The 14,068-nt window shown below is 71.2% G+C and carries 10 protein-coding genes; 6 read left to right on the forward strand and 4 right to left on the reverse strand.

Going from position 1 to position 14,068, the window contains the following annotated elements:
• Positions 1–70 precede the first annotated feature (70 nt).
• The gene (locus tag AQI94_RS27150) at positions 71–817 is read left to right on the forward strand and encodes an amino acid ABC transporter ATP-binding protein (protein ID WP_031039413.1); all 747 of its coding nucleotides are present in this window, start codon (positions 71–73) and stop codon (positions 815–817) included.
• 170 nt (positions 818–987) lie between these two features.
• Here the strand turns inward: AQI94_RS27150 and AQI94_RS27155 are convergent, their stop codons facing one another.
• Both AQI94_RS27155 and AQI94_RS27160 read right to left on the reverse strand, forming a co-directional pair.
• On the reverse strand, positions 988–2,553 hold the full coding sequence (locus AQI94_RS27155) for a CocE/NonD family hydrolase (RefSeq protein WP_031039411.1): 1,566 nt from the start codon (positions 2,551–2,553) through the stop codon (positions 988–990).
• A 116-nt stretch (positions 2,554–2,669) separates the two neighbouring features.
• Positions 2,670–3,431, reverse strand: a complete 762-nt coding sequence (locus AQI94_RS27160; RefSeq protein WP_031039409.1) for a hypothetical protein — start codon at positions 3,429–3,431, stop codon at positions 2,670–2,672.
• Between the two features lie 144 nt (positions 3,432–3,575).
• On the opposite strand from AQI94_RS27160, the gene ggt reads away from it, so the two are divergent.
• A complete protein-coding gene (gene ggt, locus AQI94_RS27165; RefSeq protein ID WP_031039408.1) occupies positions 3,576–5,372 on the forward strand; it encodes a gamma-glutamyltransferase in 1,797 nt (598 codons plus the stop codon).
• A gap of 45 nt (positions 5,373–5,417) precedes the next feature.
• Here ggt and AQI94_RS27170 read toward each other — a convergent pair whose 3' ends face one another.
• Both AQI94_RS27170 and map read right to left on the reverse strand, forming a co-directional pair.
• Positions 5,418–7,937 (reverse strand): ATP-dependent Clp protease ATP-binding subunit, encoded by a 2,520-nt coding sequence (locus AQI94_RS27170; RefSeq protein WP_037941563.1) that lies wholly within the window; start codon positions 7,935–7,937, stop codon positions 5,418–5,420.
• A gap of 157 nt (positions 7,938–8,094) precedes the next feature.
• Entirely contained in the window at positions 8,095–8,889 is a 795-nt protein-coding gene (gene map / locus AQI94_RS27175) for a type I methionyl aminopeptidase (RefSeq protein WP_031039406.1), read from the reverse strand.
• Positions 8,890–8,922: 33 nt separating this feature from the next.
• Between map and AQI94_RS27180 the strand changes: the two genes are divergently transcribed.
• The 4 genes from AQI94_RS27180 (at position 8,923) to AQI94_RS27195 (ending at position 14,045) form a co-directional block, all read left to right on the forward strand.
• Positions 8,923–9,174 carry a helix-turn-helix domain-containing protein gene (locus AQI94_RS27180; protein WP_031039405.1) on the forward strand — a complete coding sequence of 84 codons (252 nt, stop codon included), beginning with the start codon at positions 8,923–8,925 and terminating at the stop codon, positions 9,172–9,174.
• A gap of 134 nt (positions 9,175–9,308) precedes the next feature.
• Entirely contained in the window at positions 9,309–11,735 is a 2,427-nt protein-coding gene (locus AQI94_RS45775) for a hypothetical protein (protein WP_225890268.1), read from the forward strand.
• 181 nt (positions 11,736–11,916) lie between these two features.
• Entirely contained in the window at positions 11,917–12,759 is an 843-nt protein-coding gene (locus tag AQI94_RS27190; protein ID WP_031046631.1) for a nitrilase-related carbon-nitrogen hydrolase, read from the forward strand.
• Entirely contained in the window at positions 12,756–14,045 is a 1,290-nt protein-coding gene (locus tag AQI94_RS27195) for an aspartate aminotransferase family protein (RefSeq protein WP_031046628.1), read from the forward strand. The genes AQI94_RS27190 and AQI94_RS27195 overlap by 4 nt, the downstream gene beginning before the upstream one ends.
• Positions 14,046–14,068: the final 23 nt, after the last annotated feature.

Below are 14,068 nucleotides of genomic sequence, written 5' to 3' on the forward strand. Positions count from 1 at the left end.
TCCTCAAGTGCGATCTTGCCTCGATAAGTTGCGGCAACCACGACACAGCTGAGAGTGAGTAGGGCTGGGCATGGCCGTCGTCGATCCGTTGATCGAACTGCGTGACGTCAACAAGTACTACGGGGAGCTGCATGTCCTGCAGGACATCAACCTCACCGTCGGCAAGGGGGAGGTGGTCGTGGTCATCGGCCCTTCGGGGTCGGGCAAGTCCACGCTCTGCAGGACGATCAACCGCCTGGAGACCATCAAGTCCGGTTCCATCACGCTCGACGGGCAGCCGCTGCCCGAGGAGGGCAAGGCCCTCGCGAAGCTCCGTGCCGAGGTCGGCATGGTCTTCCAGTCCTTCAACCTGTTCGCCCACAAGACGGTCCTGCAGAACGTCTCGCTGGGCCAGATCAAGGCCCGCGGACGCAAGAAGGACCAGGCCGACCAGCGCTCCCGTCAACTCCTCGACCGGGTGGGCCTCGCCGACCAGGCCGACAAGTACCCGGCCCAGCTCTCCGGCGGTCAGCAGCAGCGCGTGGCCATCGCCCGCGCCCTCGCCATGGAGCCCAAGGCCCTGCTCTTCGACGAGCCCACGTCCGCCCTCGACCCGGAGATGATCAACGAGGTCCTGGAGGTCATGCAGCAACTGGCCCGGGAGGGCATGACCATGGTCGTCGTCACCCACGAGATGGGTTTCGCCCGCTCGGCCGCCAACCGCGTGGTGTTCATGGCCGACGGCCGCATCGTCGAGGACCGGGCTCCCGACGACTTCTTCACCAACCCCGACAGCGAGCGCGCCAGGGACTTCCTCTCCAAGATCCTCAAGCACTGAGGAGGCGACGGCCATGTCTTCGCGCCTCGACTACGATGGTCCGCTCACCCCCATGGTGACGGCGACCGAGCCTCCAGGGACGCTGCTGCCTGGTGGGGGTCCCCCCCACGGCCCGTCAGCCGTAGGGGGCAGCAGTCACAGAGCCCTACCCGCCCGGCGCCGGCCGGAGATCACTGCTCGCGCAGCGGAATCGACACGTACGACGGGTCGTTCGCCGGCGAGGAGAAGGTCAGCTGAGCGCCGGACGGGTTGTGCTCGATGTAGAGCGGGTCGACCGTGTCGACCACCAGCGCCAGACGATGCCCCGCCGGGACGTCGTAGGCCGTGGAGAACAGCTCCAGGTCGACGCCTAGCGGCTTGCCGGGTGTCTGTCCGTGGAAGGTGTACGGCGCGTTGGAGACCAGCTTGCCGAGGCCGAGCGGCCCCACGTCGTACAGGTAGGCGACGAGGGTGCCGCTCTCCTTGGTGGGGGTGACCGTGGTGTGCAACTTCGCGGTGCCGCGCACCTGTTGGGCGGTCGCGTACTTCTCCGACTGCCATACGGCGGCCCAGCGGCGCGGGAGCAGGGGGATGGCGGCGACCGGTGGAGCCTGGGCGATCTGGTCGAGGATGCTGGACAGGAAGACGATCCCGCCGTCCGCGCCCGAGTCCACGTTGGTGTGGATCGTGGTGGTGCCCGAGAGGGCGATCTTCTTGCGGGTCGCGCCGACCGACTTCCAGTCCGGGTAGCCCTCGTAGCCGCCCCCGGAACGGGACTTGAGCCGGACCGGCTGCTCGCGGTCGATCCCGTTGTCGGCGCCCTTGAGGTAGTGGTCGAACCAGCGCCCGGTGTCCGTCCACACGTCGTTGGGGAGGCCGAACAGGCCGGTCAGCTCGGCCGTGGCGTGGTCGCCGGGGCGCAACTCCAGTCTCTTGGGGCCGGTCAGCTTCTCGTAGAAGTCCGCGTACTGGTTGGGGGAGAAGACGGTGTCGCCCCAGGCGTTGGCCATCATGACCGCCGCGCCGTTCTTGTTCAGTTGGTCCACGTATGTGGCGGCCGAACGTTTCTTCCCCCAGTCGATCATGTCCTGTTCCTTCGACAGGTTCGACGCGTAGAAGTTGTCGAAGATCTGCCGGAGTTCGGCGCTCTGGCGGCCGGTGACCAGGCTCGCGCCGTCCAGCAGCGCCCCGGCCTGGACGTGCTGGGTGCGCCCGGAGTAGATCGAGTCGATCAGATCGGCCCAGCCGCTGAGGGCCGCGACGGCCTTGACGCGCTTGTCCTTTGCGGCGGTGAGCAGACTGATGCCGGCGCCGTACGACACGCCCGCCATGCCGATGTGCCGGTCGTCCGCGGGGGTGTTGGCGAGCGCCCAGTCGATGACCTTGGAGGCGTCGGCGGTGTCGGGTGGGCCCGCCACCTCTATCTCCCCGCCCGACTGCCAGAACCCGCGGACGTTGTAACTCACCACGATGTAACCGGAGTTCGCGAGCTTCTGGGCCTGGGCGAGGTACTCGACCTGGGGCAGTCCCCAGCTCGTGGGCAGGACGAGCAGCGGGTAGCGCCGGGAGCCGTCGGCTCCGGCGGGCGTGATGACGTTCGCCTTGAGGACGGTCCCACCGTCACCGGCGATGTCTACGAAGCGGACGGCGTCGGCGGCCTGGGCGGTGGGGGCGAGTCCGAGGGCGCTACCGGCGATCAGAGTCGCGGAGACGGCGCCCACGGTGGTCGTACGCAGGGCCTTGCGAGGGTGTCCCACGGGTCACTCCCTACTCGTGTCAATGCAAAGTGACCCGACGGTAACCGCGGCGCTTTACCGGAGGTAACCCGTCGGTAAGTTACGTGGGAGTAACGATTGTTGTGGTGTGAATCAATTCAGGAGGCGCGGTGTGAGTTCCGTGCGGCCGCGGGCGTCGGCAGCGGCGTCTGGGCCGCGCGCGTCACGTCCGCGACCAGTTCGGCGACATCGGGGCCGTAGGCCTGCGAGTTGACCACCTTCAGCAGGATCACGAAGGAGTTGTCGCCGTACTTGCGGGACAACCGCTCGTGGTTGCGCGCCAGGTAGCGGGTCGCGGCCTGGTTGGTGATGGCCGTCTGGCCGCAGAACAGGAAGACGGGCCGGCTCTGACCGGGCTGCCCGGCGGTGAGGCGGGCGAGCAGCACGTACTCGGACACGCCCTTCTCCAGGAGGTAGCGCTCGCTGCCTATCTGGTACGTCATGCGGATCGGGCCGGGTTCCGACGGGTCGACCTTCACCAGCACCCCGGGCAGCATGGCGGCGATGTGCGCCATCATGCGCCGGTTCGACGTGGGGCCGCCGACGCAGAACTCCGTGCGCTCCCCGAAGCCCTGCCGGGCCGCGTCCTGGGTGATGACCTCGGCGTGCGCGCCGCAGTCCTTGATGAGGGCGGAGAGTTCGAGCAGCGCGAACACGTCGTACCGGTGCACCGAGAGCTCGGTGCTGCCCGCGTCCCGGTTCACGACCAGCAGCGATTCCGAGTTGTCCGGCAGCCCGAAGAACGCCTGCTTGCGGCGGAGCTTCCGCTTCCACAGGTACGTCCGGGCGAGCCAGCCGAGCGCGGCGCTGATGCCCGCCGCCACCACGCCCAGGACGATGTTGCGCACGTCGTCATTCATGTGCGCGCATGCTAGCGGGCCGACGCGGCTGGTACGTACCGGTGTTCGAAGTGTGGCATTCGCATGACACCTGACCCGAAGAGGGGTGTCGGGGCCCCGGCGATGTGGTTACGCTGCGCGGACGGTCCTGGACTGGAGGTACGGATGCGTCGCCCTGTCGCACGGAAACTGTCGGTCCTGGCGGTCTCGGCCGCCGTGGTGTCGGTGGGGGCGGCGGCACCGCCGCAGGCCACCTCGGCACCCGAGAAAGTACCCGTCGCCGTCGGCTACGGCGGTGCCGTCTCCAGCGTCGACGCGGACGCCTCCGCCGCCGGCATCGAGGTCCTGAGGAAGGGTGGCAACGCGGTCGACGCGGCCGTCGCCACCGCCGCCGCGCTCGGCGTCACCGAGCCGTACTCCTCCGGCATCGGCGGGGGCGGCTACTTCGTCTACTACGACGCCAAGTCCCGTACGGTCCACACGATCGACGGCCGCGAGACGGCACCCCTGACCGCCGGCTCCGACCTGTTCCTGGAGAACGGCAAGCCGCTCGCCTTCGCCGACGCCGTCAGCAGCGGGCTGAGCGTCGGCACCCCGGGCACGCCCGCCACCTGGGCCACGGCGCTGGGCCAGTGGGGCAGCAGATCGCTCGGCAGCGTCCTGAAGCCGGCCGAGCGGATCGCCCGGGACGGGTTCACGGTCGACGACACCTTCCGCTCGCAGACCGCGTCCAACGAGACGCGGTTCCGCTACTTCCCGGACACCGCGAAGCTGTTCCTGCCCGGCGGACAGCTGCCGGTCGTCGGCTCCACCTTCAAGAACCCCGATCTCGCCCACACCTACCAGGAGTTGGGCCGCAAGGGCGTCGGCGCGATCTACCACGGCGACCTCGGCGACGACATCGTCGACACCGTGAACAAGCCGCCCGTGGACCCGGCTTCGGGCTGGAACGCACGGCCCGGCGACCTGTCCGAGAAGGACCTCGCCGTCTACCGGGCCAAGCTCCAGAAGCCCACCAAGACCTCCTACCGCGGCCTCGGCGTCTACTCCATCGCGCCCTCCTCCTCCGGCGGCACGACGGTCGGCGAGGCCCTCAACATCCTTGAGCACACCGACCTTTCGAAGGCCAGTGAGGTCCAGTACCTGCACCACTACATCGAGGCCAGCCGGATCGCGTTCGCCGACCGGGGGCGCTGGGTCGGCGACCCCGCCTTCGAGGACGTACCGACGAAGGGGCTGCTGTCGAAGAAGTTCGCCGACTCGCGGGCCTGCCTGATCAAGGACGACGCGGTGCTCACCAGCCCGGTGGCGCCGGGAGACCCGCGGCATCCCGGGGCCTGCGCGGACCGGGGCACCGCGGCTCCGACGACGTACGAGGGAGAGAACACCACGCATCTGACGGTGGCCGACAAGTGGGGGAACGTCGTCTCCTACACGCTGACCATCGAGCAGACCGGTGGCAGTGCGATCACCGTCCCCGGGCGGGGGTTCATCCTCAACAACGAGCTGACGGACTTCTCCTTCGCTCCCGCCAACCCGGCCGTTCACGACCCGAACCTGCCGGGGCCCGGCAAGCGGCCGCGGTCCTCGATCTCACCGACGATCGTGCTCGACCGGCACAACCAGCCCGTGGTGGCGCTGGGTTCGCCCGGCGGGGCGACCATCATCACGACCGTGCTGCAGGTACTGACCGAGTTCGTCGACCGCGGACTGCCGCTGGTGGACGCGATCGCCGCGCCTCGGGCGAGTCAGCGCAACGCCGCGCAGACCGAGCTGGAGCCGGCGCTGTACAGCAGCGGGGAGCGTTCTCAGCTGGAGGCGATCGGGCACTCGTTCAAGCTGAATCCGGAGATCGGTGCGGCTACCGGTGTGCAGCGGTTGCCGGGCGGGAAGTGGCTCGCGGCCGCTGAGACGGTGCGGCGGGGCGGGGGATCCGCGCAAGTGGTGCACCCCGCGCCGTAGTTCCTGCGGGCGCGTGGGGAGCTGGTCGCGCAGCTCCCCGCGCCCCTACGGAGTCTTCGTGAAGGTCAGATTGCCTGCCGCCGTGTCGACGGTCACCCGGTCGCCGTCCGCGATCGTGCCGTTCAGGAGCAGCCGGGACAGTTGGTTGTCCACCTCCCGCTGGATCGTGCGGCGCAACGGGCGGGCGCCGTACTCCGGTTGATAGCCGTGCTCGGCCAGCCAGTCCACTGCCCCGTCCGTGAAGTTCACCGTGACCCCTTGGGCCCGGAGCAGACGGCGGGTGTTCTCCAGCAACAGCATGGTGATGTCGCGGAGTTGCTCGCCGGTGAGCTGGCGGAACACGACGATCTCGTCGATGCGGTTCAGGAACTCGGGACGGAAGTGGTCCCGCAGGGGGCGCAGGATCTGCTCCCGGCGGGCCTCCTCGTCCGTGCCGCCCGGCCCGAAGCCGATGCCCGCGCCCCTGCGCGTGATCGCCTCCGAGCCCAGGTTGCTGGTCATCACGATCACCGTGTTGGTGAAGTCGACCGTACGGCCCTGGGAGTCGGTGAGCCGTCCGTCGTCGAGGACCTGGAGAAGGACGTTGAAGACGTCCGGGTGGGCTTTCTCCACCTCGTCCAGCAGGAGCAGCGAGTACGGGTGCCTGCGGACCACCTCGGTCAGCTGACCCGCCTCCTCGTGCCCGACGTATCCGGGTGGGGCGCCGACCAGGCGGCTGACGGTGTGCCGCTCCTGGTACTCGCTCATGTCCAGGCGGACCATGCGCTCCTCGCTGCCGAACAGGGACTCGGCGAGGGCACGGGCCAGTTCGGTCTTGCCGACACCGGTCGGGCCGAGGAAGAGGAAGCTTCCGATCGGCCGGTCCGGGCTGGCGAGGCCGGCCCGGGAGCGCAGGACGGCGTCCGAGACGACCCGTACGGCCTCGTCCTGGCCGACGACCCGTTCGTGCAGGTGGTTCTCCAGTCCGAGCAGCCGGTCCTTCTCCTCCTCGGTGAGACTGCTGACCGGGATGCCGGTCAGCCGGGACACGACCTGGGCGATGGCCTCCGCGGTGACCTCCAGGTGCTGGCCCTCGTCGGCCGCGTCGTGGTCCCCGGCGGTCTCGGCGATCCGCTGCTTCAACTCCGCGATACGGTCCCGCAGTTGGGTGGCCTGCTCGTACTGCTCGTCGGCGACCGCCTGATCCTTGTCCAGGGTCAGCTGCTCGACCTCGCGCTCCAGGGCCCGTACATCCGTACCCTTGGTGCGCGCCCGCAGCCGTACCCGCGCGCCCGCCTGGTCGATGAGGTCGATCGCCTTGTCCGGCAGGCGGCGGTCGCTGAGATAGCGGTCGGACAGCTCGACGGCGGCCACCAGCGCCTCGTCGGTGTAGCGGACCTGGTGGTGGGCCTCGTAGCGGTCGCGCAGGCCGCGCAGGATCTCGATCGCGTCCGCCGGGGTCGGTTCCGGGACCAGGATCGGCTGGAAACGGCGGGCCAGGGCCGCGTCCTTCTCGATCCTGCGGAACTCCTCCAGGGTGGTCGCGCCCACGATGTGCAGCTCGCCGCGGGCCAGAGCGGGCTTGAGGATGTTGCCGGCGTCCAGGGAGCCGCCCTCGCCGCCCCCGCCCGCGCCGACGACCGTGTGCAGCTCGTCGATGAAGACGATCAGCCGGTCGGAGTTGTCGCGGATCTCGCCCACGATGTTCGTCAGACGCTCCTCGAAGTCGCCCCGGTAGCGGGTGCCCGCGACCACCCCGGTCAGGTCGAGGGCGAAGACCCGGCGTCCGATCAGCACGTCGGGCACGTCCCCGTCGACGATCCGCTGGGCCAGGCCCTCCACGATGGCGGTCTTGCCCACGCCCGCGTCCCCGATGAGCACCGGGTTGTTCTTGCCGCGGCGGGACAGCACCTCGATGGTCTGCTCGATCTCCTCGTCCCGGCCGATGACCGGGTCGACACGGCCCTGGCGGGCCAGGTCGGTGAGATCGCGGCCGTACTTGTCGAGGGTGGGCGTGCCGGTGCCGCGCGGTGCCTCGGCGCCGGGCTGCCCGCCGTCCGGTGCCGCCTCCGGAGGCAGACCGGCGGGGGCGAACCGGGCCGAGTTGAGGATGTGCCCGGCGGCCGAGTCGGGGTTCGCGGCCAGGGCGCTGAGCACGTGCTCGGGGCCGATGTAACCGGCGCCCCGGGCCCGGGCCAGCTCGTGCGCGTCCAGCAGGGCGCGCTTGGCGGCCGGGGTGAGGGACAGCGAGGTGGGCGGTGGGGCCTCCTCCGGCTGGTGCTGGACGGGGCCGGAGCGTTCGTCGATCTCCGAGGCGAGCGAGTCGGGATCGGCCCCGGCCCGGCTCAGCAGGCTCCGGGTCGGCTCCGCGGCGAGCGCGGCCCGCAGCAGGTGCTGGGTGTCCAGGTCCCGGCTCCCGTGCTCGGCGGCGTACTGCGCGGCGCCCCGCACCAGCTCCCTGGCCGGCTGGCTGAGCAGCTGGCCGATGTTGATCTGGCGGGGGCCGGGACGTGGCCCGCCGAAGAAACGGGCGAGGAACTCTCCGAAGGCGTCATAGCCTTCCGGTCCGCTGAATCCGCTGGTCATGGGCGTTCCCATCCGGTGTCCCCGCGCGGGCCGGGGGCACCCTCGCTGATCGACGTGCCGGGGCCGGGTAACCCGGGTGTCAGCCGGTTACACCTTCGCACGGATGGGGGAGCGGGGCACATTCGGCGCCCGGCGGTCTAAACCAGCTGAAAACCGGTCACCGGACGCCTTGCGGAGAGGTGGCCCGGCGTGCCGTCAGGACGCGTGGTCCCGCGTCGGTGACGGCCACGGTGTGCTCGGTGTGTGCCGCCCGGGAGCCGTCATTCGTCTTCAGCGTCCAGCCGTCCGGCGCCGTGTGGTACTCGTCCGTGCCGCCGGCGATGAGCATCGGCTCGATCGCGAGCACCATGCCGTGCCGCAGCGCGAGCCCCCGGCCCGGGCGCCCCTCGTTGGGCACCGGTGGGTCCTCGTGCATACGGCGGCCGATGCCGTGGCCGCCGAAGTCGTCCATGATGCCGTAGCCGCCGTCCCGGCACACCGTGCCGATCGCGTGCGCGATGTCGCCGATGCGGTTGCCCACGACCGCCGCGCCGATCCCGGCCGCCAGCGCCCGCTCCCCGGTCTCGATCAGCCGTACGTCGGCGGCGCGCGGCCTGCCCACCGTGAAGCTGATCGCCGAGTCACCGGCCCAGCCGCCGAGTTGGGCACCGCAGTCGATCGAGACGAGGTCGCCGTCGCGCAGCCGGTAGCCGGTCGGGATGCCGTGCACGATCGCGTCGTTCACGGAGGCGCAGATGACGGCGGGGAAGGGCGTGGAGGCGAAGGAGGGGCGATAGCCGAGGAAGGGTGAGGACGCCCCGGCCTCCCGCAGCACCCCACGCGCCACCTCGTCCAGCTCCAGCAGGGATACACCCACGTCAGCGGCCTCTTGTACGGCGGTCAGGGCACGCCCGACCACCTGTCCCGCCTCGTACATGGCATCGATCGATGCGTCCGTCTTCAGTTCCACCATGCCAATTACTATACCGGTATTAGAATGGGGGGCATGGTGCGCACCCCTCTCACTCCCGAAGAACACGAACGCGGCGAGCGGCTCGGCCGGCTGCTGCGCGAGGCCCGCGGTGGCCGCAGCATGGCGGAGGTCGCGGCGACCGCCGGGATCTCTCCGGAGACGCTCCGGAAGATCGAGACCGGACGGGCTCCGACCCCGGCGTTCTTCACCGTGGCCGCGCTCGCCCGGGCGCTCGGGCTGTCCATGGACGAGCTGGCCGGACTGTGCGAGTTGGCGGGCGTGTGACGGGAGTTCGCTCAGCGGCGGTGGGCGCGGCATGAGGCTCCTGCTGCGCCTTTGAAAACTGTCCGTAGCCCGTTCGTAACACTGCTGGTGTTGCCTTACGGACCGGAGTGCTCCGGTCTAACGGGAGTTGAGCGATGGCAGTGGATCAACTCCCGGGTCGGATGCGGGAGTTCGTGGCCTACCTGGACGGTGTGCTCGCGCGCCTGGATCAGGGCGCCGGTTGGTGCGCGGTGTTCTGGCAGCGCGACCCGGACGGTATGCAGGCCTGCCTCGACGGCCGCGAAGTGCCGCCGTGGGACGTGGTCGAGGCACTGCTGCAAGACCTCGCTGCGGCGTACGGCCCGGAGGTGGCCCACGCCGAGGCGGACCGGGCCCGCCCCCTGCACGCCGCCGCCCAGACCGCCTACGACGCCCGCCCCGGCGGCCGGGACGCCCTCGGCGACCGCTTCGACGTCATGCTCCGCGAACAGCGCTACGCCGCGGAACGCCAGGCCGAACTGGGCCGCCGCCTCGCCGGCGCCACCACCCAGGAGGAGGCCGACGCCATCCGCCTGGACCTCGCCTGGGCCCGCGACGACCACGAGCGCGCGGTACGCCGTTGCGCCGAACTCCAGTCCCGCATGGCCGAGTTGGACCACCGCACGATGAACGACCAGGCGCGGGCGATCAGACGGGGACAGGTCGCGGAGGGCGGGGTGCCGCGGGGGGCCTACGGGGACGGGGAGGGGGGCAGCGGGCTTGTGGCCCGTGACCCCGGGAGGCATGGGCGTGAGGCCGGCCGCTACGAGGATGCCGTGACCGGGGCCGGCGCCCATGAGGCCGGCGCCCGCGGAGCCGTAGGACGTGGCGCCGTCGGCGGTGGCGCCGACTTCCCCGACATTCCGCAGCAGCGCGACGCCGCGCCGTCGGCCACCGACGCCGAGGCGCGCCAGGCCGGACACGCCCCGCGGTGGCCCGACCGCACGGAGCCCGCCCGCTCGGGACACACGCGGGCTCCCGGCTGGCCGGACGACTTCGGAGCCGCGCCGAGACGTTCCCAGGCCGTAGAACCACCTGATCCGCGAGACCCACAGGCCCCGACCCCGACCGCGAGCCCGGCCCAGGCTTCCGGCTGGGCGGAGCCCCCCGGAGACGCACCTCGGCGACCCGGTGCCGCTGAGACAACCCGTCCTGGATACGGCCCACACGCCACGCCTCCCGCCGAACCCGGCCTTGCCGGGCGCGGCCCGGGAGGTCGGGGCTCCGCTGAGGCGGCCCACTCCGGATACGGCCCACACGCGGCGGCTCCCGGCGATGTCGGTGCCGCCGGGCGCGGGCCGGGACGGCAGGGTCCCGCTGAGGGAGGTCATCCCGGGCACGGTCCACACGTCACGGCCCCCGCTGATGCTGGGGCCGCCGGGCGCGGCCCCGGAGGCAAGGGCTCCGCTGAAGTGGCCCACTCCGGATACGCCCCGTATCCGGTGGGCCGCGGCGATGTCGGTGCCGCCGGGCGCGGGCCGGGACGGCAGGGTCCCGCTGAGGGAGGTCATCCCGGGCACGGCTCACACGCCACGGCCCCCGCCGACGCCGGCGCCGACGGGCGCGGGCCGGGAGGCCAGGGCTCCGCTGAGGCGGCCCACACCGGATACGCCCCGCACCCCGTACCCCCCGACGACTCGGCCCGCCCAGGCCCGCACCAGTACCCCCAGGTCGACTCCTCGCGCGCGGCGTACGCCCCGTATCAGCAGGCCCCGGGTCCGCTCACCCGCCCCGAACGGACCTCCCCGCCCGACAGCGACCCCCCGCACGAGCCCACTCCCGCCGCCCCGCCGCCGGAGGCAGCCGCGCCCAAGCGCAAGCGCCGCCGCGGGGGTGCCCGGTTCGCCGGGATGGCCGAGGAGGACGGGGCTCCCGTCGTCGTACCCCCGGCGGCCGTGCCCGATCTGCCCAGTGCGCCCGCGGCGAAGGGGCGCACCCCGCGCGGGGCCCGTTTCGCCGGGGCCGCGGAGGTGCCGAAGGCGGGGTCGCGGGAGCCCGCCGAGCCGCTGGACGCGGCGGCGCGGCGGGAGACCGCCGAGACGGTCGCGACGCTGGTGCGGCTGCGCTCGGAGGGGCGTACCGGCGAGGCGCACGGCGTGCTCGTCGAGCTCGCCCACTGGCCCGCCGACCGTTTCCCGCTGCTCGCCGCGGAGTTTCAGCACGCCGGGCTCGGCGCGGACTGGGCGACCCTGCTGTGGGAGGCCGCGTCGCTGCCCGCCGACCGGCTGGTCGCCGCCGCCGACGCGCTGGTCGCGGCCGGGCGGGGCGCGGACGGGGAACAGATCCTCCGGCAGGGCGTCGCACGGCCCGCCGGCGAGATCGGCGCCGCCGTGCTCGGGCTGGTCGCCGAGGGCCGCCGCCGTGAGGTCACCGCGCTCCTCGACGCCTACGTCCGCGTCCGCGCCCCCGAGGAGGCCGCCCGCAGCGCCGAACCCGGTCCGGGGATCCTCGTACCACTCCTCCTGGCGGCCGCGCGAGGCGTCTCGGACGAGCGGCACTGGGATCTGGTGCACGCCCTGCGGGTCGCCGGATTCTCCGCCTGACAGGTCCTCCACAACCCCGCTGACCGGGCCCGTCACTCCTCCACTGGAGTGTGAAACGTGATCGACTTCGCCGGTTAACGACGATGGTCTTGGCAAGCCTCTCCAGGAGGCTTACGTTCATCCCTCTACGGCCGTGTCTACGGGCGTAGAAGCTCTGACGTCCCCGCCGAAGGAGCAGCTCATGGCCAACGTCGTACGTGCCGCTCTGGTCCAGGCCACCTGGACCGGCGACACCGAGTCCATGGTGGCGAAACACGAGGAGCACGCCCGCGAGGCGGCCCGACAGGGCGCGAAGATCATCGGGTTCCAGGAAGTGTTCAACGCCCCTTACTTCTGCCAGGTCCAGGAGCCCGAGCACTACCGCTGGGCCGAGCCGGTGCCGGACGGCCCCACCACGAGCCGGATGCGGGAGCTCGCCCGCGAGACCGGCATGGTGGTCGTCGTGCCGGTGTTCGAGGTCGAGCAGTCCGGCTTCTACTACAACACCGCGGTCGTGATCGACGCCGACGGCAGCGTCCTCGGCAAGTACCGCAAGCACCACATCCCGCAGGTCAAGGGCTTCTGGGAGAAGTACTACTTCAAGCCCGGCAACCTCGGCTGGCCGGTCTTCGACACGGCCGTCGGCAAGGTCGGCGTCTACATCTGCTACGACCGGCACTTCCCGGAGGGCTGGCGTCAACTGGGCCTGAACGGCGCCCAGATCGTCTACAACCCCTCCGCCACCCACCGAGGGCTCTCCTCCCACCTGTGGCGCCTGGAGCAGCCCGCGGCCGCCGTCGCCAACGAGTACTTCGTCGCCGCCATCAACCGGGTCGGCGTCGAGGAGTACGGCGACAACGACTTCTACGGCACCTCGTACTTCGTCGACCCGCGCGGCCAGTTCGTGGGGGACACGGCGAGCGACAAGGAGGAGGAACTGGTCGTCCGCGACCTGGACTTCGACCTCATCGAGGAAGTGCGGCAGCAGTGGGCCTTCTACCGGGACCGCCGCCCCGACGCCTACGAAGGGCTGGTGCAGCCGTGACCAAGGACCTGCTGGGACGTCACCGGGCCGTCCTGCCCGACTGGCTCGCCCTCTACTACGAGGAGCCGCTGGAGATCACGCACGGCGAGGGCCGGCATGTGTGGGACTCCGAGGGCAACAAATACCTCGACTTCTTCGGCGGCATCCTCACGACGATGACCGCGCACGCCCTGCCCGAGGTCACCAAGGCGGTGAGCGAACAGGCCGGGCGGATCATCCACTCGTCCACGCTCTACCTCAACCGGCCGATGGTCGAAATGGCCGAGAGGATCAGCCAGTTGTCCGGCATCCCGGACGCGCGCGTCTTCTTCACCACCTCCGGCACCGAGGCCAACGACACCGCCCTGCTGCTCGCCACCGCCTACCGCCGCAGCAACACCGTCCTGGCGATGCGCAACAGCTACCACGGCCGTTCCTTCAGCGCGGTCGGCATCACCGGCAACCGCGGCTGGTCGCCCACCTCCCTGTCCCCGCTCCAGACGCTGTACGTCCACGGCGGCGTGCGCACCCGCGGCCCGTACTCCGCCCTCGGCGACGACGACTTCATCGCGGCCTGCGTCGACGACCTCAAGGACCTCCTCGGCCACACCCGCCCGCCCGCCGCCCTGATCGCCGAGCCGATCCAGGGCGTCGGCGGCTTCACCTCCCCGCCCGACGGCCTCTACGCCGCCTTCCGCGAAGTGCTCGACGCGCACGGCATCCTGTGGATCGCCGACGAGGTGCAGACCGGCTGGGGCCGCACCGGCGACCACTTCTGGGGCTGGCAGGCGCACGACCGCAACGGCCCGCCGGACATCCTCACCTTCGCCAAGGGCATCGGCAACGGCATGTCCATCGGCGGGGTCGTCGCCCGCGCCGAGATCATGAACTGCCTGGACTCCAACAGCATTTCGACCTTCGGCGGCACCCAGATCACCATGGCGGCCGGCCTCGCGAACCTGACGTACCTCCTGGAACACGACCTCCAGGGCAACGCCCGGCGCGTCGGCGGCCTGCTCATCGAGCGGCTGCGGACGGTCGCCGCGCAGATCCCCGGTGTACGCGAGGTGCGCGGGCGGGGACTCATGCTCGGCGTCGAGCTGGTCAAGCCCGGCACCGACGAGGCCGATCCGCAGGCCGCGTCCGCCGTGCTGGAGGCGGCCCGTGCCGAAGGGCTGCTCCTCGGCAAGGGCGGCGGGCACAACACCAGCGCCCTGCGGATCGCCCCGCCGCTGTCCCTGACCGTCGCGGAGGCCGAAGAGGGTGCCGCGATCCTCGAACACGCTCTGAGGAGCACCATCCAGTAGACCCACAGCAAGGGAACACCGTC

The sequence above is a fragment of the Streptomyces pseudovenezuelae genome (assembly GCF_001513955.1).
Lineage (GTDB): Bacteria > Actinomycetota > Actinomycetes > Streptomycetales > Streptomycetaceae > Streptomyces > Streptomyces pseudovenezuelae.

What these genes read in the sequence shown, in the direction of transcription:
- AQI94_RS27150 (WP_031039413.1), top strand. Translation starts at nt 71, where the DNA reads ATGGCCGTCGTCGATCCGTTGATCGAACTGCGTGACGTCAACAAGTAC.
- AQI94_RS27160 (WP_031039409.1), bottom strand. Translation starts at nt 3,431, where the DNA reads ATGAATGACGACGTGCGCAACATCGTCCTGGGCGTGGTGGCGGCGGGC.
- ggt (WP_031039408.1), top strand. Translation starts at nt 3,576, where the DNA reads ATGCGTCGCCCTGTCGCACGGAAACTGTCGGTCCTGGCGGTCTCGGCC.
- AQI94_RS27170 (WP_037941563.1), bottom strand. Translation starts at nt 7,937, where the DNA reads ATGACCAGCGGATTCAGCGGACCGGAAGGCTATGACGCCTTCGGAGAG.
- map (WP_031039406.1), bottom strand. Translation starts at nt 8,889, where the DNA reads ATGGTGGAACTGAAGACGGACGCATCGATCGATGCCATGTACGAGGCG.
- AQI94_RS27180 (WP_031039405.1), top strand. Translation starts at nt 8,923, where the DNA reads ATGGTGCGCACCCCTCTCACTCCCGAAGAACACGAACGCGGCGAGCGG.
- AQI94_RS45775 (WP_225890268.1), top strand. Translation starts at nt 9,309, where the DNA reads ATGGCAGTGGATCAACTCCCGGGTCGGATGCGGGAGTTCGTGGCCTAC.
- AQI94_RS27190 (WP_031046631.1), top strand. Translation starts at nt 11,917, where the DNA reads ATGGCCAACGTCGTACGTGCCGCTCTGGTCCAGGCCACCTGGACCGGC.